This window comes from Streptomyces sp. NPDC091387 (genome assembly GCF_044756945.1).
GTDB lineage: Bacteria > Actinomycetota > Actinomycetes > Streptomycetales > Streptomycetaceae > Streptomyces.
Window position 1 is genome coordinate 42,275 of sequence record NZ_JBIVTZ010000027.1, and the last position, 23,030, is coordinate 65,304.

General features: G+C 70.8%; 21 protein-coding genes, 5 tRNA genes and 1 riboswitch. Of the genes, 18 read left to right on the forward strand and 8 right to left on the reverse strand.

Annotated features, from left to right (window positions below):
• Nucleotides 1-165 precede the first annotated feature (165 nt).
• From ACIQM0_RS36075 to ACIQM0_RS36085, 3 genes are all read left to right on the forward strand, one after another.
• A complete protein-coding gene (locus ACIQM0_RS36075; RefSeq protein WP_401294893.1) occupies nt 166-594 on the forward strand; it encodes a hypothetical protein in 429 nt (142 codons plus the stop codon).
• A gap of 61 nt (nt 595-655) precedes the next feature.
• Nucleotides 656-1,507, forward strand: coding sequence for a DsbA family protein (locus ACIQM0_RS36080; RefSeq protein ID WP_401294895.1), 852 nt, complete (start codon nt 656-658; stop codon nt 1,505-1,507).
• On the forward strand, nt 1,504-2,370 hold the full coding sequence (locus tag ACIQM0_RS36085; RefSeq protein ID WP_401294897.1) for a cytochrome c biogenesis CcdA family protein: 867 nt from the start codon (nt 1,504-1,506) through the stop codon (nt 2,368-2,370). Before ACIQM0_RS36080 ends, ACIQM0_RS36085 begins: the two co-directional genes overlap by 4 nt.
• 38 nt (nt 2,371-2,408) lie before the next feature.
• Here the strand turns inward: ACIQM0_RS36085 and ACIQM0_RS36090 are convergent.
• The 4 genes from ACIQM0_RS36090 to ACIQM0_RS36105 form a co-directional block, all read right to left on the reverse strand.
• A tRNA-Phe gene (locus tag ACIQM0_RS36090) sits at nt 2,409-2,485 on the reverse strand.
• A 22-nt stretch (nt 2,486-2,507) separates the two neighbouring features.
• Nucleotides 2,508-2,582: transfer RNA gene (locus ACIQM0_RS36095), tRNA-Asp, on the reverse strand.
• Nucleotides 2,583-2,620: 38 nt separating this feature from the next.
• Nucleotides 2,621-2,693: transfer RNA gene (locus tag ACIQM0_RS36100), tRNA-Glu, on the reverse strand.
• An 81-nt stretch (nt 2,694-2,774) separates the two neighbouring features.
• Complete coding sequence (locus tag ACIQM0_RS36105; protein ID WP_401294899.1) at nt 2,775-4,307, reverse strand: metallophosphoesterase; 1,533 nt, start codon at nt 4,305-4,307, stop codon at nt 2,775-2,777.
• Nucleotides 4,308-4,392: 85 nt separating this feature from the next.
• Between ACIQM0_RS36105 and ACIQM0_RS36110 the strand changes: the two genes are divergently transcribed.
• The 6 genes from ACIQM0_RS36110 to ACIQM0_RS36135 all read left to right on the forward strand — a co-directional run bounded on the left by ACIQM0_RS36110 (nt 4,393) and on the right by ACIQM0_RS36135 (nt 12,279).
• Nucleotides 4,393-4,743 carry a metallopeptidase family protein gene (locus ACIQM0_RS36110; RefSeq protein WP_311304231.1) on the forward strand — a complete coding sequence of 117 codons (351 nt, stop codon included), beginning with the start codon at nt 4,393-4,395 and terminating at the stop codon, nt 4,741-4,743.
• Between the two features lie 202 nt (nt 4,744-4,945).
• Nucleotides 4,946-5,506, forward strand: coding sequence for a hypothetical protein (locus tag ACIQM0_RS36115; RefSeq protein ID WP_401294901.1), 561 nt, complete (start codon nt 4,946-4,948; stop codon nt 5,504-5,506).
• Nucleotides 5,507-5,717: 211 nt separating this feature from the next.
• Nucleotides 5,718-8,066: a DEAD/DEAH box helicase gene (locus ACIQM0_RS36120; RefSeq protein WP_401294903.1), complete on the forward strand. Its 2,349-nt coding sequence runs from the start codon at nt 5,718-5,720 to the stop codon at nt 8,064-8,066.
• A 265-nt stretch (nt 8,067-8,331) separates the two neighbouring features.
• Nucleotides 8,332-10,428 carry an FG-GAP repeat domain-containing protein gene (locus ACIQM0_RS36125; protein WP_401294905.1) on the forward strand — a complete coding sequence of 699 codons (2,097 nt, stop codon included), beginning with the start codon at nt 8,332-8,334 and terminating at the stop codon, nt 10,426-10,428.
• 76 nt (nt 10,429-10,504) lie between these two features.
• Nucleotides 10,505-12,115, forward strand: coding sequence for an amino acid permease (locus ACIQM0_RS36130; protein WP_401294907.1), 1,611 nt, complete (start codon nt 10,505-10,507; stop codon nt 12,113-12,115).
• A gap of 91 nt (nt 12,116-12,206) precedes the next feature.
• Nucleotides 12,207-12,279: transfer RNA gene (locus ACIQM0_RS36135), tRNA-Lys, on the forward strand.
• Nucleotides 12,280-12,440: 161 nt separating this feature from the next.
• Here ACIQM0_RS36135 and ACIQM0_RS36140 read toward each other — a convergent pair.
• Together ACIQM0_RS36140 and ACIQM0_RS36145 are read right to left on the reverse strand one after the other, a co-directional pair.
• A complete protein-coding gene (locus ACIQM0_RS36140; RefSeq protein ID WP_401294909.1) occupies nt 12,441-13,094 on the reverse strand; it encodes a class I SAM-dependent DNA methyltransferase in 654 nt (217 codons plus the stop codon).
• Nucleotides 13,095-13,172: 78 nt separating this feature from the next.
• Nucleotides 13,173-13,664: a hypothetical protein gene (locus tag ACIQM0_RS36145; protein ID WP_401294911.1), complete on the reverse strand. Its 492-nt coding sequence runs from the start codon at nt 13,662-13,664 to the stop codon at nt 13,173-13,175.
• Nucleotides 13,665-13,994: 330 nt separating this feature from the next.
• Between ACIQM0_RS36145 and ACIQM0_RS36150 the strand changes: the two genes are divergently transcribed.
• The 4 genes from ACIQM0_RS36150 to ACIQM0_RS36165 all read left to right on the forward strand — a co-directional run bounded on the left by ACIQM0_RS36150 (nt 13,995) and on the right by ACIQM0_RS36165 (nt 17,353).
• Nucleotides 13,995-14,249, forward strand: coding sequence for a hypothetical protein (locus ACIQM0_RS36150; protein WP_401294952.1), 255 nt, complete (start codon nt 13,995-13,997; stop codon nt 14,247-14,249).
• Entirely contained in the window at nt 14,227-14,757 is a 531-nt protein-coding gene (locus ACIQM0_RS36155; protein WP_401294913.1) for a DUF6879 family protein, read from the forward strand. Before ACIQM0_RS36150 ends, ACIQM0_RS36155 begins: the two co-directional genes overlap by 23 nt.
• 19 nt (nt 14,758-14,776) lie before the next feature.
• Nucleotides 14,777-15,628, forward strand: coding sequence for a helix-turn-helix domain-containing protein (locus tag ACIQM0_RS36160; RefSeq protein ID WP_401294915.1), 852 nt, complete (start codon nt 14,777-14,779; stop codon nt 15,626-15,628).
• A 264-nt stretch (nt 15,629-15,892) separates the two neighbouring features.
• Entirely contained in the window at nt 15,893-17,353 is a 1,461-nt protein-coding gene (locus ACIQM0_RS36165; protein ID WP_401294917.1) for an NAD(P)/FAD-dependent oxidoreductase, read from the forward strand.
• Here ACIQM0_RS36165 and ACIQM0_RS36170 read toward each other — a convergent pair.
• On the reverse strand, nt 17,307-17,717 hold the full coding sequence (locus tag ACIQM0_RS36170; protein ID WP_401294919.1) for an SHOCT domain-containing protein: 411 nt from the start codon (nt 17,715-17,717) through the stop codon (nt 17,307-17,309). The genes ACIQM0_RS36165 and ACIQM0_RS36170 overlap by 47 nt on opposite strands.
• A gap of 78 nt (nt 17,718-17,795) precedes the next feature.
• Between ACIQM0_RS36170 and ACIQM0_RS36175 the strand changes: the two genes are divergently transcribed.
• Nucleotides 17,796-18,173 (forward strand): hypothetical protein, encoded by a 378-nt coding sequence (locus ACIQM0_RS36175; protein ID WP_401294921.1) that lies wholly within the window; start codon nt 17,796-17,798, stop codon nt 18,171-18,173.
• Nucleotides 18,174-18,214: 41 nt separating this feature from the next.
• Here the strand turns inward: ACIQM0_RS36175 and ACIQM0_RS36180 are convergent, their stop codons facing one another.
• Nucleotides 18,215-18,538: a hypothetical protein gene (locus tag ACIQM0_RS36180; protein WP_401294923.1), complete on the reverse strand. Its 324-nt coding sequence runs from the start codon at nt 18,536-18,538 to the stop codon at nt 18,215-18,217.
• A gap of 338 nt (nt 18,539-18,876) precedes the next feature.
• Between ACIQM0_RS36180 and ACIQM0_RS36185 the strand changes: the two genes are divergently transcribed.
• The 4 genes from ACIQM0_RS36185 to ACIQM0_RS36200 all read left to right on the forward strand — a co-directional run bounded on the left by ACIQM0_RS36185 (nt 18,877) and on the right by ACIQM0_RS36200 (nt 23,019).
• Nucleotides 18,877-18,950 (forward strand) — tRNA-Met (locus ACIQM0_RS36185).
• 216 nt (nt 18,951-19,166) lie between these two features.
• Nucleotides 19,167-20,330: a PP2C family protein-serine/threonine phosphatase gene (locus ACIQM0_RS36190; RefSeq protein WP_401294925.1), complete on the forward strand. Its 1,164-nt coding sequence runs from the start codon at nt 19,167-19,169 to the stop codon at nt 20,328-20,330.
• A gap of 288 nt (nt 20,331-20,618) precedes the next feature.
• A riboswitch (cyclic di-AMP (ydaO/yuaA leader) is annotated at nt 20,619-20,772 on the forward strand.
• Between the two features lie 11 nt (nt 20,773-20,783).
• Nucleotides 20,784-21,959 carry a M23 family metallopeptidase gene (locus ACIQM0_RS36195; protein WP_401294927.1) on the forward strand — a complete coding sequence of 392 codons (1,176 nt, stop codon included), beginning with the start codon at nt 20,784-20,786 and terminating at the stop codon, nt 21,957-21,959.
• Nucleotides 21,960-22,074: 115 nt separating this feature from the next.
• Nucleotides 22,075-23,019: an aldo/keto reductase gene (locus ACIQM0_RS36200; protein WP_401294929.1), complete on the forward strand. Its 945-nt coding sequence runs from the start codon at nt 22,075-22,077 to the stop codon at nt 23,017-23,019.
• Nucleotides 23,020-23,030: the final 11 nt, after the last annotated feature.

The following is a 23,030-nucleotide window of genomic DNA, read 5'->3' on the forward strand; positions in this document are numbered from 1 at the left end:
TCCAGGATCTCACCCGGGCCCGAGGAACGGCGAACGTATTTCCCGCGGGCTCGGTCACGGAGTCGGCACGGTGGGGGGCGGCGCGATCACAGCACGTACCATTCCGGACAGTTGAACCCCCGTGAACCCCGTCCGCGGAACAGCCCGCAGGAAGGCCGGCCGCCCGTGACCCGTTCGCAGTGGTGCTGCCTGGTGGCGGCCCTCGCGGTGGTCCTCGGGCTGTTCTGCGGACAGTCGGCGGTGGCCCGGACGGCAGCCGCCGCGGCGGTCCCGGCGGCGGCCGTTGCGCCGTCCCCGGTATCCGGCCCGGCATCCGTCCACGTATCCGCCCAGGACCCGGTGCCGGTCGTGACGGTCACCGCGGACAGCGGGGACGGGATTCCGGGCTGCGGCAGGGGCGGGAAGCGCCAGGGCAGCGAACCAGCCGTTCCCGCCCGGTCCCGTACGGCCCAGGACCAGGCGCCGGGCCTCGCCGAATGGGGCCTGCCCGTCGCCACCGGGCCGGGGCCGGTCCGGCCGCCCGCTCCGACGGCGCTGCGCGGGCCCGACGCGACCGCGCCCTCTCCGGTGGAGCTCTCCGTACTGAGGGTGTAGACGGCCCGCGTCCCCACGGCCGTTCCCTCACCCCGCCCGCATCGCCAGCACGGAGTTCCGCATGTCCAAGCCCATGTCCAAGCCGTCCCCGAAGTCCCGTACGACCGGCAGGCCGAACAAGGCCGCCAGGTCCAGGAAGCCACTCGTCTACGGCGCCGGGATCGTGGTGGCCGCGGCCCTGCTCGGTTACGTCTCCTACCGGGCCACCGCCCCCGACTCCCCGGGCTCCGGCTCCTCCGCGGTCGCCGACGTCAGCGCGGACCCGGAGGCCGGCGTCTACCCCGAACTGGCGAAGCTGGCCAGGCGCGACGCCGGCGACAAGCTGGCACAGGGCCGCCCCGACGCGCCCGTCGTCCTCATCGAGTACGCCGACTTCAAGTGCGGCTACTGCGCGAAGTTCGCCCGCGACACCGAACCCGCCCTGGTGAAGAAGTACGTCGACAACGGAACCCTGCGCATCGAGTGGCGCAACTTCCCGATCTTCGGCGCCGAGTCGGAGACCGCGGCGCGCGCCTCCTGGGCCGCCGGACAGCAGGGGCGCTTCTGGCAGTTCCACAGCGCCGCGTACGCCGAAGGGGTCAAGGAGAAGGGGTTCGGCAAGGACCGGCTGAAGGCGCTCGCCCAGCAGGCGGGAGTGGCCGACCTGGACCGCTTCCAGGCCGACACGGACGGCGCGGCTTCCGCGGCCGCGGTGAGCAAGGACCAGGAGCAGGGGTACGGAATCGGCGCGACGTCCACCCCGTCCTTCCTGATCAACGGCCGCCCGCTCGCCGGAGCACAGTCGACGCAGACCTTCGTCGACGCCATCGAGCAGGCGGCGGAGCAGGCGAAGAACGCCGGCGGCGCGGGCGAGGACGCCAAGGGCGCCGAGCCGTCCCCCGGCAGCACGGGCTCCGCGGGCGCGACGAAGTGACGGCCGGGATCGGCTACTTCGCCGCACTCCTCGGCGGACTGCTGGCGCTGCTCAGCCCGTGCAGCGCCCTGCTGCTCCCCGCCTTCTTCGCGTACTCCATCAACTCCACCTCACGGCTCCTCGCCCGGACCGGGATCTTCTACGCGGGCCTGGCCACCACCCTCGTCCCGCTGGGCGCGGCGGGTTCGTATGCCGGACGGCTCTTCTACAGCCACCGCGACGCCCTCGTTCTCGGCGCGGGCTGGCTGATCATCGTGCTCGGCGTCGCCCAGATCGTCGGTCTCGGCTTCGCCTCGCGGCGGATCGCCGCCCTCAGCGGCCGGATCCGTCCCACCACCGCCGTATCGGTCTACGCGCTCGGCGCGGTCTACGGACTGGCCGGATTCTGCGCGGGGCCGATCCTCGGGAGCGTGCTGACCGTGGCGGCCGTCAGCGGCAGCCCGGCGTACGGGGGACTGCTGCTCGCCGTCTACGCCCTGGGCATGGCGGTGCCGCTCTTCCTGCTCGCGCTGCTCTGGGAACGGTTCGAGCTGGGCCGCCGCGCGTGGCTGCGCGGGCGGGTCGTGCGGCTCGGCCGCTTCGAGCTGCACACCACGTCGCTGCTGTCGGGGCTCTTCTTCATCGGGCTCGGCGCCATGTTCCTGGTGTACGACGGGACGACCGCGCTGCCGGGACTGCTGGACGTGGACCAGTCGTTCGCCGTGGAGCAGTGGGCCCAGGGCGTCGGCGAGCATGTGCCGGACGCGGTGATGCTGGTCGCGGTGGTGGCCGTGGTGCTGCTGATGCTCGCGGTACGGGCCGGGCGGCGCCGCCGTGCGGAGGCCGCGGACGAGCTGAACACCGCCGACCGGGAGGATGCCTGACACGGCGAAGGCCCCGTCCACCGGACGGGGCCTTCGGGTGGTGGCTGGGGCCGGGATCGAACCGGCGACCTATCGCTTTTCAGGCGATCGCTCGTACCAACTGAGCTACCCAGCCACGCAGCTCGTACGGGCTGCAGCGGTCCTGACGGGATTTGAACCCGCGGCCTCCACCTTGACAGGGTGGCGAGCACTCCAAACTGCTCCACAGGACCAAGCTATGTGCGAGACGAGTCTCGCACACGTTTTAGCGTGCCCCCAACGGGATTCGAACCCGTGCTACCGCCTTGAAAGGGCGGCGTCCTGGGCCACTAGACGATGAGGGCTAAGGGCCCACCTGCGCGCTTTCCCAGCGCGTCGGGGACGTCAGAAGCATATGGGATGGCGGCAGCTATCGCCAAAACGGTTTACCGGGACGTCGTGGGAGCCGTCGGGAGCGGCGTCGGGAGGGCCGGTTTCTCCTCCGGGAGATGGCGGCTGACCTCGGCCGTCGTCAGGCCGAGCCCACCCAGGGTGATCTCGTCCCAGGCCTGCAGGCGCCGGGTGGAGCGGTCCAGGTAGAGCACGGACGCGAGCACCTGTTCCGGCTTCTTGTTCTGTACGGCGCGCAGCCCGCCGCCGCCCGTGGAGCCCTCGACCTTCAGCCGGGTGCCGCGCTTCATCACCTCGTTCTGCCGGTGGTGCACATGCCCGGCCAGTACGAGCGGGACCGTGCCGTCCGTCTCCCGGGCCGCCGCCGGCTCATGGGTGACGGCTATGTCGACCGGGGTGCCGGCGCGCTGCTGGTCGCGCAGGGCGGTCGCCAGCCGCAGGCCCGCCGTCCGTTCGACGTCCTCGGCCTGTGCGGGGCCGGTGCGGTCCGGGGTGAACTCCGGGTCCCCCATGCCCGCGACCCGCAGCCCGCCGACGTTCACCGCCCGGCCCTCGTCCAGCACGTGCACGTTCTTGAACCGTTCGGCGTGCTCCAGGTACTTCTGGGTGGTCGCGGAGTCGTGGTTGCCGCGGACCCAGACGTAGGGGGCGCCCAGATCGCTGACCGGGTCGAGGAAGTTGTTCTCGACGGCGGCGCCGTGGTCCGTCGTGTCGCCCGAGTCGATGATCACGTCGATGTCGTACTGCTCGACGAGCGAGCCGATGATGTGCCAGGCCGCGGGGTTCAGATGGACGTCGGAGACGTGCAGGACGCGGAGCGTGGCGGGGTCCGGGCTGTAGACGGGGAGCGTCGAGGTGGCGTCGTACAGCTTGGTGACGTTGGTGACCAGCCGGGCCAGCTCTCGCTGGTAGACGTCGAAGTCGCTGACGATCGAGCGGGCGTCGCCGACGACGGAGGGGGCGCTGGAGAGCAGGCCGGAGAACCGGGGCTCCAGGACCGACTTCGGGTTCCAGGTGGCGTACGCGCTGACCCCGGAGGCGGCCAGCAGCGAGAGGGCGAGCCCGCCGGCCGCGAGGGCGCGGCGGGGCCTGCGGTAGACCGCGAGGCCCAGTGCGGTGGCTCCGGAGACGACCGCGACGCAGGAGCGCAGGGCGAGCTCACGGGTGCCGGCGGCGACGTCGCCGGTCACCTCGTCCTCCAGGCCCGACAGCCGTTCGGGGTGCTGGACCAGGGCCTCGGAGCGGACCGGGTCGAGGCGGTCGACGTCGACGTCGAGCCGGACCGGGGCGCGGTGCGAGTCCAGTTCCAGGGCGCCGAGCGGCGACACGTTGATCTTGGTGCCGCCGCTGAGCGAGGGGCGCAGGGTCATCGTCGTGTCCATCGGGCCGACGGTCGTACGGACGCTGCCGACGGCCAGCAGCCCGAGCCAGGCGCCGAACAGCACGACGGTGACCAGACCCAGCGCGCGGACGAACGGGCGCGGCGGGGCGACGAGCGCGCCGCCGGCGCGGCGGACGCGGAGGCGGCGGACACGGGCTGCTGCGGCACGGAACGGGTCGCGGGCCATTGGGCGACTGTGCCCCGGTCCGCGGGCAGGTATGCGCTCCGGGCACCTCGGGGCACATCCGGCCCCGGTACGTGACAATGACGGGGTGCTGGAGATGACGCGGGAAGAGTTCGAGGAACTGGTCGGCGAGGCCCTGGACCGGATCCCGCCGGAGCTGACCCGGCTGATGGACAACGTCGCGGTCTTCGTCGAGGACGAACCGGAAGCCGATGATCCGGATCTGCTCGGGCTCTACGAGGGCACGCCGCTGACCGAGCGCGGTGAGTGGTACGCGGGCGTGCTGCCGGACCGGATCACCATCTACCGGGGGCCGACGCTGCGGATGTGCGAGTCGCGCGAGCGCGTCGTCGCCGAGACGGAGATCACCGTCGTCCATGAGATCGCCCACCACTTCGGCATCGACGACGAGAGGCTCCACGCGCTCGGTTACGGGTGAGGGGCGGGGCGGCCGGGGCCTGTGGTCCGGATCGTGCCGGGGGCTCGCGGGGCCGGTGCCTGACGTAGACCCTCAGGTGTGAATGAGGTGTGCGGGCCGGGGCCGGGGGCGTGTCCCCGGCGGGGCGGCGGGAGTTGGGCACAGCGCTCCCCGGCTCGTTTCCGTACCGCCTCGTCCCTCTTCGTGCTCCCGGAGGTGCCCCGTGCGCCAGTTGTCCGTCCCTGTCCCCGTCCGCTGGGCGGCCGTCACCGTTGTGACGATCGCCGCGTCCACAGGCTGTATGAGCGTCGGCGACGGCGGCGGGAAACCGGCACCCTCGCGGTCCGCCGCACCGGAGGGGTCGACGGCCGGCCCCGACGGCTCCACCGTGGCCGGTACCGGCCGGGCCCGTACCGCCGGTGCCGAGGCGCACTCGGAGCGGGAGGCGGCCGAGTCCGGCGCCCCGAGCGCCTCCGCGAAGCCCTCGGGCAGCCCCGGCACGGGGTCCGCGGAGCCCGGTCGGGTCCGGATCGGCCGGATGCCGGCGCCGCCGCCCCCGTCGTCGGAGCCCGGGGTCCCGCAGCGGCCGGACCCCCCGGCTCCGTCCGAACCGCAGGCCCCCGAGCCGTCGGCTCCGCCGGAGCCCGAGCCGCAGCCCTCGGAGCCGCCGGAGGTGCCTTCGGCGTCGCCCGCCGCGCAGCTTCGTACGGACGCGATGGGTGCGCTGGACAACGTGGACGAGATGCGGACTCCGGAGGCATCGCCGCAGGTGGGACCGGCTTGACGGGGTGGTCGTCGGGGGGCCGGTTTGCGCGATACGGGGATGAGTGCGTATGGTAGTAGATCGTTTGATCCATTGCCCGGCGCCGACACAGAAGAGCGCCGTGTGGCGCGTACTCTCCCTTGCCGTGGCTGGACCGCATTGAGGCGGTCGAAATTGCGAAAACACGGAGTTACGGGCGCGTGCCGAGACTCCGGAAGGTTTCGCATTTCGCATGTCAATTTCTAGTTCTGACCACACCGTGCTGCCCGAGAACATCGAGAACGACGAGCTCGTCGAGGCCGCAGAGGCCGTAGTCGCCGAGTCCGCCGTCTCCATCAAGGACTACATCGCGGCCCCCCAGGCCGACGCCGACGCTCCGCAGGCCGAGAGCGCGGCCCCCCAGGCCGAGAAGGCCGCCCCGGAGGCCGAGAAGGCCGAGCAGAGCGTCTTCGACGCCCCGCAGGCCGACGCCGACACGGACACCGACTCCGCCGCCGACGAGGCGGACGCCGAGCCGACCGTCACGTTCGCCAGCCTGGGCCTGCCCGACGGCATCGTCCGCAAGCTCGCGCAGAACGGCGTGACCGCGCCCTTCCCGATCCAGGCAGCGACCATTCCGGACGCCCTGGCCGGAAAGGACATCCTCGGCCGCGGCCGTACCGGCTCCGGCAAGACCCTCTCCTTCGGTCTGCCGACGCTGGCCTCGCTGTCCGGCGGTCACACCGAGAAGAAGAAGCCCCGCGCGATCATCCTGACCCCGACGCGTGAGCTCGCGATGCAGGTCGCGGACGCGCTGCAGCCGTACGGCGACGTGCTCGGCCTGAAGATGAAGGTCGTCTGCGGCGGTACGTCGATGGGCAACCAGATCTACGCGCTGGAGCGCGGTGTCGACGTCCTCGTCGCCACCCCGGGCCGGCTGCGCGACATCATCAACCGGGGCGCCTGCTCCCTGGAGAACGTCCAGGTCGCCGTCCTCGACGAGGCCGACCAGATGTCCGACCTGGGCTTCCTGCCCGAGGTCACCGAGCTGCTCGACCAGATCCCCGGTGGCGGCCAGCGGATGCTCTTCTCCGCCACCATGGAGAACGAGATCGGCACCCTGGTCAAGCGCTACCTGAGCAACCCGGTCACCCACGAGGTCGACTCCGCCCAGGGCAACGTCTCGACCATGTCGCACCACGTCCTCGTCGTGAAGCCGAAGGACAAGGCGCCGGTCACCTCCGCCATCGCCGCCCGCAAGGGCCGCACGATCATCTTCGTCCGCACCCAGCTGGGCGCCGACCGCATCGCCGAGCAGCTCGTCGAGGCGGGCGTCAAGGCGGACGCGCTGCACGGCGGCATGACCCAGGGCGCCCGTACCCGCGTTCTCGAGGACTTCAAGAAGGGCTTCGTCAACGCGCTGGTCGCGACCGACGTCGCGGCGCGCGGTATCCACGTCGACGGCATCGACCTGGTCCTGAACGTGGACCCGGCCGGCGACCACAAGGACTACCTGCACCGCTCGGGCCGTACCGCCCGTGCCGGCAAGTCCGGTGTCGTGGTCTCGCTGGCGCTGCCGCACCAGCGTCGTCAGATCTTCCGCCTGATGGAGGACGCGGGCGTCGACGCCTCGCGCCACATCGTCCAGGGCGCGGGCGTCTTCGAGCCCGAGGTCGCCGAGATCACCGGTGCCCGTTCGCTCACCGAGGTCCAGGCCGACTCCGCGAACAACGCCGCCAAGCAGGCCGAGCGCGAGGCCGCCGACCTGACCAAGCAGCTCGAGCGCATCCAGCGCCGTGCCGTGGAGCTGCGCGAGGAGGCCGACCGCCTGGTCGCCCGTGCGGCGCGCGAGCGGGGCGACGACCCCGAGGCAGCGGTGGCCGAGGTCGCCGCGGAGGCGGAGGCCGCACTCCTGGCCGCCGCTTCCGTGCCGGAGCAGCAGGCCGCGCGCGAGGAGCGTCGCGACGACCGCGGCAACTTCGAGCGCCGGGACAACCGCGGCGGCGACCGTGGTGGCTACCGCGGCGGCAACGACCGTACCGGCGAGCGCAGTGGGCGTCCCGCCGGCAGCAACGGCTACCGCGGCAGCAGCGACCGCCCGTCGTTCCGCGGCAGCAACGACCGTCGCGAGGACCGTCCCGTCGGTGGCGGTTTCCGCTCCGGTGGCGGCGACCGTCGTGACGACCGTGGCGGCCGTTCTTTCGAGCGTCGTGACAACGACCGTCCGGCGTTCAACCGTGACCGTCGCGACGAGCGTCCCTCGGGCGGTTTCCGCTCCGGTGGCGGCGACCGTCGTGACGACCGTGGCGGCCGCCCCTTCGAGCGTCGCGACAACGACCGCCCGGCCGGTGGCTTCAGCCGTGACAACGACCGTCCGGCGTTCAACCGTGACCGTCGTGACGAGCGCCCGTCCGGTGGCTTCCGCTCCGGTGGCGGCGACCGCCCGTTCAACCGTGACGACCGTCCCTCCGGCGGCTTCCGCTCGGGCGGCAACGACCGTCCGACCGGCCGTCGTGACGACCACCGCTCCACGGGAACCGGCACGAGCACCGGCTCCTTCGGCCGCCGCGACGACAAGCCGCGCTGGAAGCGCAACGGCTGATCGTCCGATCGCCTGACTGCTGAGCAGGGCCCGCACATCACTTCGGTGGTGTGCGGGCCCTGTTTCTTTGAACGGGTTCGAATCTCCTGTCACCACCTGTGCGGATGCTGTTAAAGTCGGCCCACTCGCATGAGGGGTCAGGGCCGGGGGGCTTTCACACTTCGCACAGACCGCGGCACTCTGCCGCGTCCTCCTCATGCTCTTCGGTAGTTCCCGGAAGGGGCTGGGCGTGAGACGCCACACTGTTGTACGCGGTGCTGTCGCGATGACGGCGGCACTTGGAATCGGGGCGGGATTCGTGCCCCTGGCGGCCGGCGCCGGGGCTCCGGCCACCGTGGCGACCACCGGGGTCCGCGGTCTCGACTTCGCCGGTGGGCGGCTGGTCACGGCCGAGCGGAGCCCCAGTGGTGACGCGATGATCTACGAACGCCAGGTGTCCGCCGACGGCACGACCGTGGGGGCGCGGGAGGGCCGGGCGTACGCCGGGGCCCTGGCCAATGGCGCGCACTTCAGGACGGTGCCCTGCGACATGGGCTCCTGCGTGGAACTGGTGGCCTCGGGGCACGGGCACTTCGGTGTCGTGTTCGTCAACGGCGACAACGCCGGCACCGAGAGCGTCCAGTTCTGGGGGCCGGGGAACTCGTACAACGGGGGCGATGTCCGCTACCCCGAGGGCACCGCGAAGATCGTGGACCTGACAGCCCGCGCCTGGGTCGTCAACGGCGGCTCGCCCGTCAAGCAGCGGGCCGGCATGTACCCGAGCTACTACGCGACCCCCGCCCCCCTCGTCCGCGACGCCACCGCCGCCTCCGTCTGGGGCACCTCGCTGTGGGCGGCGACTTCCGCCAAGGGCGCGCTCACCGCGACCGACATCGGGAAGAACAAGGTCGTGGAGACGGCCGCCACCGGCACCGCCTGTGTGATCAAGGAGGTGCGCGCGGTCGGGCGCTGGGTCTACTGGAACTGCGGGACGACCGGTGCGGCCGGGGTGTACGACCGGACGGCGAAGAAGTCGTTCACCGTGCCGTCGGGGCCCGCCCTCGTCGGTGACGGATACCTCGTCCGGCACGACAGGACCACCGGGAAGCTGCTGCTGACCGACTTCCACACGGGCAAGGCCGCGGCTCCCCGTGCGGTGGCCGACCTGGCGGCGGGGAAGACAACCGACGAGCGCCGGCTGACCTGGGCGGTGGACAGGTTCGGCGGGGACATCGCGTACGTCGATGCCGCGAACTCCGTCCACATCGTGCCCAGCGGCGTGCCCGCGCAGCCCCTCGCGAAGATCGCCTCCGACGTCGGCGGCACCTCCATCGACCTCAAGGGCGTGAACGGCCTGGAGGCGTGGCTCAGCACCTGGCAGTTCAACAAGCCCGTCACCTGGACGTACACCGTCAAGGACTGGACCGGCCGCACGGTACGTACCCTCAAGGGCACCGGATCCGGCACCGAGGCGGACGTCGCCTGGAACGGCCGGACGGACGCGGGCGGATACACAGGCAACGGCCGGCACACCTGGACCCTGAACGCGAGGGCCGAGGACGGGTCAGGGACGTACACCACCAGCGGCTCCATCGGGGTGGGCGGCGGCAAGGCGGGCTTCCACGACCAGGGCCGGTACAGCATCGGAGACCTGGTCACCCTCAACTCCTCCGGTGGGATGACCGTCCAGTTCGGGAAGGGGGCCCCGGGCACGTTCGACGGGAAGATCACCGGGACCGGCTGGCCCGCCGGCACGCTCGCCGTGCCGCTCGCGGACACCGGTAGCGACCGCTGCTCCGAACTGATCGTGCGGATGCCGGGCGGCGAACTGCGCCAGTACGCCGGCCGCTGCGGCAACTCGGGGTACACGCCGGGCGGCAGCCACACCGTGATCGGCGGGGGCTGGCAGCAGTACGACGTGCTGACCTCGCCCGGCGATCTGAACGGGGACGGCCGGGCCGATCTCGTGGCCCGGCAGACGTCCACCGGCGACATGTACTTCTACGCGGGCGTGGCCGGCGGGAAGTTCGCGCCGAAGGCCAGGATCTTCACCAACTGGAAGACGTACGCCCAGATCACGGGTGTCGGCGACATCACGGGTGACGGCCGTCCCGACCTGCTCGGCCATGACCGCAAGGGCGGCCTGTGGCGTTACGACGGCCTGGGCAACGGCAGCTTCGCGCCGAGGGTGAAGGTGTTCTCGGACTGGGGGAGCTCGTACAACCTGATGGTGGGCGTCGGCGACCTGAGCGGCGACGGCAGGAACGACCTCGTCGTACGCGACAAGGCCGGGAAGCTGTACCGCAACAACGGCAACGGCAAGGGCTCGTTCGGGTCCCGTACGCAGATCGCCACGGGGTGGACGTACAAGGGGATCTTCTGAGGGGCTGACGGGCTCCAGCCCCGAGGGGGCGGCGACCGGTGCATGTCGTGCCCCCGGCGAGGGAATCGCTGGGGGCATGACAAACAATCCGAGTGGTGCCCCGTCCGAAACTCCCGGTCCGTCCGGTCCGTCCGGTCCGTCCGGTCCGTCCGGTCCGTCCGGTCCGTCCGGTCCGTCCGGTCCGTCCGGTCCATCTGGTCCGTCCGGCTCGGACGAGGAGCGGCTCGCCGAACTCGGCTACACGCAGGTGCTGGCCCGCCGGATGTCGGCGTTCTCCAACTACGCGGTCTCGTTCACGATCATCTCGGTGCTCTCCGGCTGCCTGACGCTCTACCTGTTCGGCATGAACACCGGCGGCCCGGTCCTGATCACCTGGGGCTGGGTCGGCGTCGGCCTGATGACGCTGTTCGTCGGCCTCGCGATGGCCGAGATCTGTTCGGCGTACCCGACGTCCGCGGGCCTGTACTTCTGGGCCCACCGGCTGGCCCCGCCGCGTTCGGCGGCGGCGTGGGCGTGGTTCACCGGCTGGTTCAACGTGCTGGGCCAGGTCGCGGTGACCGCCGGGATCGACTTCGGGGCGGCGTCGTTCCTGGGGGCCTACCTGAACCTCCAGTTCGACTTCCGGATCACGCCCGGCCGCACGATCCTCCTCTTCGCCGCGATCCTGTTCCTGCACGGCCTGCTGAACACCTTCGGGGTACGGATCGTCGCGATCCTCAACAGCGTCAGCGTGTGGTGGCACGTGGGCGGCGTCGCGGTCATCGTCGGCGCGCTGACCTTCGTACCGGACTCCCACCAGTCCGCGTCGTTCGTCTTCACGGAGTTCGTGAACAACACCGGCTGGGGCAGCGGCTTCTACGTCGTGATGATCGGGCTGCTGATGGCCCAGTACACCTTCACCGGGTACGACGCCTCCGCCCACATGACGGAGGAGACGCACGACGCGGCGACGGCCGGGCCGCGCGGCATCGTCCAGTCGATCTGGACCTCCTGGATCGCCGGCCTCGTCCTCCTCCTCGGCTTCACCTTCGCCATCCAGTCCTACGACGGGGCCCTGGCCTCCCCGACCGGCGCCCCGCCCGCCCAGATCCTCCTGGACGCCCTGGGCGCCACCACGGGCAAGCTGCTGCTCCTGGTGGTGATCGGCGCCCAGCTCTTCTGCGGCATGGCGTCCGTGACCGCCAACAGCCGGATGATCTACGCCTTCTCCCGGGACGGCGCCCTCCCGTTCTCCCACGTCTGGCACACGGTCAGCCCCCGCACCCGCACCCCCGTGGCGGCGGTCTGGCTGGCCGCCATCGGGGCGCTGGTCCTGGGCCTCCCGTACCTGATCAACGTCACCGCGTACGCGGCCGTCACCTCCATCGCGGTGATCGGCCTCTACATCGCCTACGTCATCCCCACGCTGCTCCGCCTCCTGCGCGGCGACGACTTCCGGCGGGGCCCCTGGCACCTGGGCCGCTGGTCCCGTCCCATCGGCATCGTCGCGGTGGTCTGGGTGGCGGTCATCACGGTGCTCTTCATGCTGCCCCAGGTCTCACCCGTCACCTGGGAAACCTTCAACTACGCCCCGATCGCCGTCCTGGTGGTCCTCGGCTTCGCCGCCACCTGGTGGCTGGCCTCGGCCCGCCACTGGTTCCTCAATCCGGATCACAAGCGCACGATCAACCGCAATACACCTCGCTGAGCGGGGCCGCCACCACGATGACGGGGCCCGGCAACCGATACCCGATCGGCGGCCGGGTCGCGGCGGGCTATGCTCGGGGGTGATTCGCCGAGGGCCGTTAGCTCAATTGGCAGAGCAGCGGACTTTTAATCCGTTGGTTGTGGGTTCGAGTCCCACACGGCCTACCCCTAAGCCCCAGGTCAGAGCTTGATTCCGGCCTGGGGCTTCCTCGTGTTCCAGATCATCTCGGGTGCATGCTCCAGCGATGCTCCATCGAACCCGCAAACGATCACGACATGGCCGAGCCCCGATCGCAGGGGCGGTCGGGGCTCACTGCGGCGGCGGACTACCTGTGGGCGCGGACGAGTAGCGTGCCGATGTGTCCGGGCTCGGGTGCGTCGATGATGCGGGCCTCGACGTCGCGGAATCCGTGGCGTTCGAGGAGGCCCTTCCACCGGCGGGGCGTGTAGCTGTAGCGGTAGGTGAACATCGCCTTTCCGGCGAAGCCGCCCTTGTACATGCCCTGCGGGCCATAGGCGCCGGGGATGGCCGGCGGGTGAGAAAACGCCAGGACGCCGCCAGGTTCGAGCCGCTCGGCAAGGAGCGGGAGGAGCCTGGCCGGGTCGGTGAACCACACAGCGCCGAAGACCGAGTAGATGGCGTCGTACTTCTGCGGGCTGTCGCGGAGGTGATCGAGTACCTCCGCACAGACGAAGTCCACGCCCGCGGGTCCCCAGCGCTCCGTGGTCTTCTTCACCATGACGGACGAGAGATCCACACCGGTCGCGTGGACGCCGCGCTCGGCGAGGTACGCCAGCGCGCGGCCCGTACCGCAACCGATCTCCAGCACCGAGCGGGGCTCGCCGAGCACTTCGGCCCCCGGGCCGTGACCGGCGTACTGAGTCCAGTTGAACACCGGCGGCATGTCCTCCTTGAAGGCGCTGCCCGCGTAGGTGTCCCAGAGTTCGGTCTCGGCTGCGATGTCGTGGCGTGCGGGCACGGAATGACCTCCATGGGCGGGAGCAGGCGAAGCCCCTGCCCGCCTCGGGGGAGAAGGGCAGAGGCGGCCTGGGAGCGGTCAGTGACTGTCGGGGACCTTGCTGTCGCACGGCGAGCAGTTCGCGCCGTCGATGGCCCAGAGTTCGCCGTCGACGTCGAAACCGTTGGACTGCAGGAAGTCCGCGGTCCTCAGGCACAGGCCGTCGCTACGGCGCTCGATGAACGGGGCGTGGTGCTTGTACTGGCCGCCGTTGTAGGCGTCGCACAGGGCGAAGTACACGGGCGTGTCGAGGATGAGCTGGTGCACGCCGATGTCCACGATCTTCCCGACGCCGAGGTGTACGTCGGGGTGCTCCATGGCCGTGATCGTGTACATCACGGCGTTCGCGAGGATGCGCTCGGCCATGTTGCGGACCATGGTGTTGTCGCGGAGAAGGAGTGCGATCTCCCGCTCCCAGACGGTGCCGCCGTCGGTCACGTTGACGGTGAGGTGGTGGATGTGTGGCTGGACGGCGTTGAGGATGGTCTGCGGGTCGCGGGTGCGCGTCTGCTGCCGAACGACTGTGCTCATCGTGGCAATTCCTCCTGCACGTAGGTGGTGCAACGGACTTGCGGGGCCCGTTCGCGCCGGGTTACGGGTGCACCAGCGCGAACGGGAGTCAGGGGGGAGCTTGCACAGCAGGGTCCGGCCCAGACCTCGGTGTCGAGTGTGCTCACCTGCCGTCGGCCGGTGAATACGGCTGACCGTAGGGACGGTTCGTGCGTGGACGCCAGTGATGTGCACAGGTGTGCACAGATGCCCTCTGGTGGTTGCGGTCGGACGATACTGGGTCTTGACTACGGATGCCGGGGCGTTCAGGTTGGTGCACATCAGCGCACCGACCTAACGCCGGAGGCAGCAGTGAACTTAGAGTTCATCGGGATCGACCCGGACACAGGGCAGAGCGGATCTCCCACGGTGTGGGTGGACCCTGAGAATCGGGACATCGTGATGCAGAGTTACAAGGCCGATGAGGCGACCCTCGAAGAGTGCGCCCACAACACCGCACCCGGCCACGCACACGGCATCCCCGACCATGAGGCCGTCATCCGCGTTCCGGCCCGTATGGTGCCGGCGCTGAGGGAGGCATGCGATGCCGCCGAACGTCAGCTTTAGCGAACTCCTCACCGAAGCCCAGCAGTCCGCCGTTCACCTGGAGATGCGTGACGCCTACGGAGTCGGCGACGAGGCCGACGACTTCGATCACTGGAAGCGCACCGGGGACCGGGACGCCGACCCGGCATCCGCGTACTGGGCGCCCTGGGTCGACCTCATCCAGACCGCGACCGCACGCGGCGTCACTGTGCGCCGGGCCCGGGTCGTCTCCGAGCCAGTCACCGACTACATCCGCTACGAGTACGCCGGCACCCCCGTCAACATCCACGCCGGGGAGCAGGTCCGTTGGCTGCCCCGCCGTCTCGCCTCGGACCTCATGCTTCCCGGCAACGATCTGTGGATCTTCGACGGACAGACGTTGCTCTTCAACCACTTCACCGGCGAAGGCAACTGGACCGAACCCGGACTTGAGCTCCGCACCGAGCCCCACATCGTGAAGCAATGCGCAGACGCATTCGAGGCTGTGTGGGACCGGGCCGTACCGCACGACCAGTACAACCTCCTCTGACAGGAAGCACCGCACCCGCATGCCCATCTCACCGTCGTCCTCGGCCCAAGCCGCCCGCGAGGGCGTGGCCCGGCAGCTTCGCGAGCTCCGACAGGACGCCGGCCTGACCGTCACCCAGCTCGCCGCCAAGTGCGGCTGGCACCACGCGAAGACGTCCAGGATCGAGAACGCGAAGACACCCCCCTCGGTCCGGGACATCCGCGACTGGTGCGACACCTGCCAGGCGTCGACCCGTGCGGACGATCTGATCGCAGCATCCCGGCACGCAGAGACGCTCTACACCGAGTGGCGGCGCCGGGTCCGTACCGGGCTGAGGCAGTTGCAGGACAGCTACGTGCAGCTCTACCGGTCGACCCGCGTGTTCCGCGTGTACTCGCCGACGCTCGTGCCCGGTCTTGTTCAGACCGTGGGCTACGCCGGTGCACTGCTCAGCAAGAACGCCCGACTTCTCGACATCCCCGACGACGGAACCGAGGCAGCCGAGGCCAGGGTCGAGCGCTCCCGGGTGATCCACGAACCGGGGCACCGGTGCCTGCTCCTCATCGAGGAGTCGGTGCTCTACTACCAGCTCGGGACCGCCGAAGCGGCGGCGGCCCAGCTTGGCCACCTGCTGACCGTCGGGGCAATGCCGGCCGTCTCGCTGGGCATCATCCCCATGGCTACGCGGGAACGGGCGCTCTGGCCGCAGGAGACGTTCCACATCTACGACGACACCCTCGTCTCCGTCGAGCTCCTGTCCGCGCAGGTGAACATCACGCAGCCCAGCGAGATCGCGCTCTACCTTGCCGCCTTCGAGCAGCTGAGGGGCATGGCCGTGTACGGGGCTGACGCGCGCGCCCTGATCGTGAAGGCCATCGACGCGCTCGGCTGACCATGGACGCGATGAAGCGCCGCGCCCCGGCATCAGCCAGTGGGTGGGGCGCTCGTCATGCGCGACTTGGGGCGGTGGCGATGAGACATGGCGCGCATCGTCATGCGTGTGGCAGTGCGTTCCGGCAGGGCATCGGGTTGGCGCGCTCCCCGCTGTCCCGCACCGCAGGGAGCGTCCGAGCGAGGGTGTGCACCGCTTGGTCGTGGGTGTTGGAGCGGACCTCGGGCTACCGTTGATGTCCAACAGCGCCCGGAGGGAGCCGCGTTGACACGGGTCGTGGTGATCGGTGGGGGGATCGGCGGACTGGCCGCCGCGCTGTTCCTGGCGCGTCGGGGGCATTCGGTCACCGTGCTGGAGCGGGACGGCCGTAGGCCGGGGACCGATCTCGACGCGGACTTCTTCGGCCGGCGCCGTCCCGGAGTGCCGCAGGCGAACCAGCCGCACGGGCTGCTGGCCCCGGTCCGTACCGTCCTGCGCGCGGAGGCCCCGGACGTGTATGACGCGATGCTGCGCATGGGGGCCGTGGAGCGCAACGAGCTGGAGTGGTTCGCCGAGCCTCCGCCCGCCCGGCCCGGTGACGAGGACCTGGTCACGGTCCAGACCCGCCGCATCGTCCTCGAAGCCGCCCTGCACGACGCGGTGCACCGCGAGCCGGGGATCGACATGCGCCTCGGGGAGCCCGCCGAAGGGCTCGCCCTCGACCGGCACGGCGACGTCCCACGGGTCACGGGGGTGCGGTCCGCGTCGGGGCGGCACGGCGCGGATCTGGTCGTCGATGCCGGCGGGCGCCGCTCCCCGGTGACGGGCTGGCTGTCCGGGGCGGGCTGCCGGGACGCGGTCGTGGAGCACCACCGCACGGGGATCGCGTACGTCTGCCGCTGGTACCGGCTGCGCCCGGACGGGCCGCGAAATCCGGGGCGCGTCAAGGCGGGTTCGGTGGCGGCCTTCGCGGTGGGCGGGGTCTTCCCGTCCGACAACGGCACCTTCGCGGTGTCCCTCACCGTGTCCGTCGCCGATCCCACCCGGGGCGCGCTCCGGGACCCCGCGGTCTTCGAACGGGTCGCCCGGACGTTCCCCGCTGTCGCGGCGTGGCTGGACCTGCGGCCCGAGGCGATCTCCGGGGTGCTCGCGATGGGGGGCCTGGACAACCGCTGGACCGGGCTCGCGGACGCGGCCGGGCCCGTGGTCACCGGGCTGGTCGGGATCGGGGACGCGGCCACGTACACCAACCCCACCGTGGGGCAGGGAGTGGCGCTGGCCCTCCGCGCGGCCCAGTGGGTGGCCCGGCGGGCCACCGCCGCCGGGGACGACCCCGCGTCGTTCGCCGGGGAGTACCACCGCTGGACCGGGCGGGCGCTGCGCCCGTGGTTCGACACCCAGGTCGCCATGGACCGGGCCAACGAGGCCCGGCTCAGCAGCCCCGCGCAGGCCCCGGCGCGGCCGCCGACCGCCGAGGCCCGCGAGAGGGCCGCCCTGTCCGCCTGCTCCTGGGACGACCCGGTGGTCATGCGGGCGCGGTCCCGGATCCGTCATCTCGTCCAGCCCGCCGAGCAGGCGTACGGCACCGAGGAGGTCCGCGCCCGCCTGGCGTGCTGGCTGGCCGACCATCCGGACTTCGCACCCGGATTCGACGGCCCCACCCGGCAGGAGTGGGAGTCGGCCGTGCGGCACCCGGGGGTCAGACGAGGAGCTTCGTCTTCGCCTGCAGGTACTCCTCGTCCGTGATCGCGCCCTTGTCCTTGAGCTCGGCGAGTCTCGTCAGGTCCTCGACGTGGTTGCTCCTCGTCGCACCGCCCGGGGTATCCGTGCCCGCCGCGTCCCGCACGTACGCCTTGAAGGCCGCGTCCCGCTCCCTGGCGTCCTTCGCGTCGCGCGTCCCCATGGATTTACCGCGGACGATGACGTAGATCAGGACGCCCAGGTACGGCAGCACCAGGGTCAGGATCAGCCAAGCGGCCTTGGCCAGTCCGCCCAGGTCGTCGCTGCGGAAGATGTCCATGATGACGCGGAAGAGAAGGAACATCCACATGATCCAGAGGAAGAACCAGAGCATGGTCCAGAAGAGGTTGAGCAGCGGGTAGTCGTCCATCGTCCACTCCAGGGAGCCGCGTCGAACGGGTGAATACGAAATAATTCATACCACCGCATTTCGCCCCTCGCCCGGCGGGTGAAGTTCGAGGCGGACGGAAGCGCGTACGCCGAACGGGCCCTCGCCCAGGCGTACCCCAACACGGCCCGCGCGGTCTCGCTGCGGGAAGGCAACCAGGAACTCATCGCGGCCAACCGCATCGTGGAGAACCTGCCGGCGCTGGCCGACGCGGCCGCCCGCGGGATGTCGGGAGCCAGCCTCACCGTGCTCAACGGCACCGACGGTGTCAACGAGATGGCGGCGGGCGTCGTCGGCCAGGGGCTGGCGCTCCTTCAGTCGCTCCAGCGCGGCACGGACACGGGCGCGACCGCGGACCGCGACATGCGCAACCGGGACCAGGACCAGGAAGAAGGCCCGGACCGGGACCGGACGCCCCGGATCGCCGACGCGGAATGACACGGTCCCGGTCCCGGGTACGGCTCCGACTCCGGCTAGGGCTACGGCTCCGGTACGGCGACCGGGGGCGCGGCCGCCTTCGCCGCCGCCTCCGCACGCGCGGCCGACGTGACCTTCCGGTGGTGCGCGAGGATTCCTATGAAGCCCGCGAGGAACCCGCTGACCAGGCCGGATGCCGCGTGGTTGACCGCGTTGACCGATTCGCTGTCCGGCATTCCGAAGATCGCGTAATTGACTCCCGCACTCATCACCGCCCCGATCGCTCCACCGATCACGCCGCTGATGACGGCACCGCGCAGCGGTGAGGCCGGAGTGGCCGCGGGGGCGGACACGGGGACGGGGGCGGGAGTGAGCGGTGCGGTCATCGGCGGAGGCCCTCCAGACAGGCTGCGATGAGAGACCGGGAGCGGTTCGCGGGGCACGGTGAAGCGCGCGGCCCCGGGTCTGCTCGCACGGGCAGCCCACCGGTCCGGGGGATGCAGCAGATACCTTGCGGCAGAACACGTGTTCCTCGCAACACCTTCTCAATTTCGACACGTTGGCGTTCCTGGCGCGTTCCGTCGGGAGGACGGTCGCGGGCGGGGAGAGGGGAGCGAGGGGGCGGGGAGAGGGGAGGGCGCGGGTGAGGCGGACGGGGAGCAGGGGGAGCGTGCGCGGGGTGGTCACGAGTGCGTCGAACATGCCGTAGAGTTGTGTTTACCGACGCGGGGTGGAGCAGCTCGGTAGCTCGCTGGGCTCATAACCCAGAGGTCGCAGGTTCAAATCCTGTCCCCGCTACTGAAGAACGAGACCCGGCACGCACAGCGTGCCGGGTCTCGTTCGTTTGTGCATGTGTATGTTCGCCGGGCCATCGGCCCACGGCCGGTGCGACCCGCGCCGCGCACCTACTCCCACTGGCCGTCGAGGAGTAGACCTCCGCCCGTGGTCCGGGAAGTCTGGGGGTGGTGCGCGGTACCGTCCGCGGCCCTGAGCGCACCGGGCGGGAGAGCACAGGTGGGGAAGCGGGAGCAGCGGCGGGGGAGGCGCACCGACGAGGTCCGGAACCGCCGGCTCGTCCGGGCGCTGCCCGGCCTGGTGATCGTCATCGCATTGGTGTTCGACTTCTTCACCCCGCCCGCCTTCACGGCTGTCCCGCTCTTCGCCGCGGCCCCGCTGATCGCCGCGCCGTTCTTCTCGCTGGCGGGCACCATCCGGGTCGGAGCCGCCTCGCTGGTGGCCATCGCGGCGCTGCGGCTCTACCACGGCTCCCTGTTCCAGGTCGTGCCGTCCATCGAGCTCCTCACGGTCTTCACCGTCTCCGTGCTCGCGGTCTTCATCAACGGCGTCGTGCGGCGCAGCAACGAGCAGCTGGCGTCCGCGCGGGTCATCGCGGAGACCGCCATGCGCGCGGTGCTGCCGACGCCGTCCGACCGGATCGGCGGACTGTACGTGGCCGCGCGGTACGAGGCGGCGCAGGCGGACGAGTTCGTCGGCGGCGACCTGTTCTCGGTCACGGACACCCCGTACGGGGTGCGGCTGGTGGTCGGGGACGTGCGCGGCAAGGGGCTGGACGCGGTCGAGGCGGTGGCGGTGATCATCGGCGCGTTCCGGGAGGCCGCCGAGCAGGAGCGGTCGCTGGAGGGGGTGGCTCAGCGGCTGGAGCGTGCGCTGGCGCGGGAATCGAGCAGAAGGGGCGGCCTCGACGCGGTCGAGGGGTTCATCACCGCCGTCCTGGCCGAGATCCCGCCGGGGGCGACCCGGGTGCGGATCGTCAACCGCGGCCACCCCGAACCGCTGCTGCTGCACTCGGACGGGGCGCTGGAGGTGCTGCGGCCCACGCTGCCCGCGCTGCCCCTGGGGATGGACCTGGGCGTGTGGCCGGACCGCTCCGACGAGTGGGAGCTGCCCGCCGGGGCGACGCTCCTCCTGTACACGGACGGCCTCTCCGAGGCCCGGGACGCCGCCGGGGTCTTCTACGACCCCGCGGAGCGGCTGCGCGGGCGGATCTTCCCGGGTCCCGAGGAACTGCTGTCGGCGCTGACCGATGACGTACGGCTGCACACCGGTGGGGTGACGACCGACGACATGGCGCTGCTCGCGGTCGTGCGCCCCACCGAGGGTCAGCCGGAGCGGCGCACGACCGTGAAGATCGTGGGTCTGGGGGGCGGTGCCGGGTGAAGGCGGAGGGGAGGACGGGGGAGAGTGCGCGGGGAAGTGGGGGAGGAGGCGCGGCCGATGCCACCGTGCGTAACCGTAAGGAACCCCTCCGCATAACATTTGACGCAACGTCAGAAAACAGATAACGATTGAGGGGCGATCAACTCGTCCGATTCCACCCGGTTGTGTCCCGTAAAGTCCAGGCCAAAGACGGGAATGATCAGTTGGAACGGCTTGGAATCGGACCCGTGTGTCTATTAACGTTCGATAACGCAGCGCGGTTGTCCCAGCCGCCGTCAGAGGCGGCACCGTGCGCGAGCGCCGAATTCCGCAAGGGAACCGGGGAACCACCTACATGGGGTGAATCGGGCATCTCTGTCTCGTCGAGAGACGGAGGGACCCGTAGGAGACCTTCCTGCTCCGAACCCGTCAGCTAACCCGGTAGGCGAGAAGGAAGGAAAGGAGTGCGCCCCAGTGGCGTCCAACAAGCCTGCCCCCGAAGCCCCCTCCCGGTTCGCACCCGAACTCGGAAACGACTTCGGAACCGGGCCCGGTGCCGTCTACGGCACCCACCACGGAACCGTTTACGGGACCGACTACGGAACCGCTTACGGAACCGATCGGGGCAGCGAGTTCGGCAACGTCTTCCCTGCCGAAGAGGCCGAGTCCGGCAAGGCGTGGGAGGAATGGAACCCCACGGAGGAGTCCGTCCGCCCCGTACGCGGCAAGCACCGCGTCGCCAAGCAGCGCAACGGTCTCGCCCGTAGCTCCACCGTTCTCGGCGTCGGTGTCATCGCGGCCGTCGGCGCGGGCGGCATGGCCTCCGCACAGAGCAAGCCGCCGGTCTCCATCTCCCTTCCCGACGCCATCTCGGACAAGCTCCCCGAGGCCAAGTCCCTGCCGGGCGTCGGCGCACTGTTCTCCAGCGGCTCCGAGGCGGAGAAGGCCGGGGCCGAGACCGCCTCCGCCCCGCTGACGACGGCCGGCATCACCACCACAGAGGCCGAGCAGGGCACGACGGACGCCGGCGAGGCGCTCCGCGCCCGCATCCTCCAGCAGGCCGAGCAGCAGCAGGACTCCGCCGACGCGGAGGCCAAGGCGGCCCAGGAGAAGGACGCCGCGGAGAAGGCGGCCACCGAGGCGAAGAAGCAGCAGGACGCCGCGGAGGCCAAGGTCGCCGCCGCGAAGAAGAAGGCGGAGGCGGAGGCCAAGAAGAAGGCGGAGGCAGCTCGGCTCGCCAAGCTCGCCGCCGGCTACGCCATCCCCACCTCCTCGTACACGATCACCTCGACCTTCGGCGAGGCCGGTTCGATGTGGTCCTCCGGCTACCACACGGGCCTCGACTTCGCCGCTCCGACAGGTACCCCGATCAAGGCCATCCACACCGGCACCGTCAAGTCGGCAGGCTGGTCCGGTGCTTACGGCTACCGCACGGTCCTGGAGCTCGACGACGGTACGGAGCTGTGGTTCTGCCACCAGTCCTCGATCGGTGTCGGCGTCGGCCAGAAGGTCACCACCGGGGACACCATCGGGCGCGTCGGCGCGACCGGCAACGTGACCGGCCCGCACCTCCACCTCGAGGTCCACACCCCGGACGGCAGCGGGATCGACCCGATGAGCTGGCTGCGCGCCCGTGGCCTGACGGTCTGAGCGGACTGAACCCCGGCAGTCCTGACGCTCCCCCCCGACGTCAGGGCTGCCGGTCCGCTGCCGTAGCTGTACACGGCACGGAATAGCGGAGGCGGGGGAACGGGTTGTTCCCTCCATGACTTCTCTCCGCAAGCTCGGATCGTCCAGCCTGCAGGTCTTCCCGCTCGCCCTCGGCGGCAACGTCTTCGGCTGGACCGCCGACGAGGCGCAGTCCTTCGCCGTGCTCGACGCGTACGCGGCGGCCGGCGGCAACTTCATCGACACCGCCGACACGTACTCCTCCTGGGTCCCCGGTAACGAGGGCGGCGAGTCGGAGACCCTCATCGGCAAGTGGCTCGCGTCGCGGGGCAACCGTTCCGACATCGTCGTGGCCACCAAGGTCGGCGCCCACCCCTCGTACAAGGGACTCTCCCCCGCCACCATCAAGGCCGCGGCCGAGGAGTCGCTGCGCCGCCTCGGTACCGACCACATCGATCTCTACTACACGCACTTCGACGACGAGACGGTCCCGGTCGAGGAGATCATCACCGCCCTGGACCAGCTGGTGAAGGACGGCAAGGTCCGCGAGATCGCCGTCTCCAACATCGGCCCGGAGCGGCTCCGCGCCTCGCTGGACTTCTCCGAGCGCGAGGGACTGGCCCGCTACGTGGCCCTGCAGCCGCACTACAACCTCGTTTCCAGGGACACCTACGAGGGCGAGCTCCAGGACACCGCCGCGCGTGCCGGGCTCGCCGCCGTCCCGTACTCCGCCCTCGCCTCCGGCTTCCTCACCGGCAAGTACCGCCCCGGTACGACCGTGGACAGCGCACGCGCCGGAAAGGCGGGCGAGCACCTGGAGTCGGAGCGTGGACGGAAGGTCCTGGCCGCGCTCGACAAGGTGGCGCAGGAGCGGAACGCCGAGATCGCGACCGTGGCGCTGGCCTGGCTGGCCGCCCAGTCGACCGTCGCCGCCCCGATCGCCTCCGCCCGCACGGTCGAGCAGCTGCCCGCGCTGGTGGCCGTCGCCGATCTGCGGCTCACGGACCAGGAGCTGACCGAGCTCACCGAGGCATCCGCCTAGAACCGTTCGCC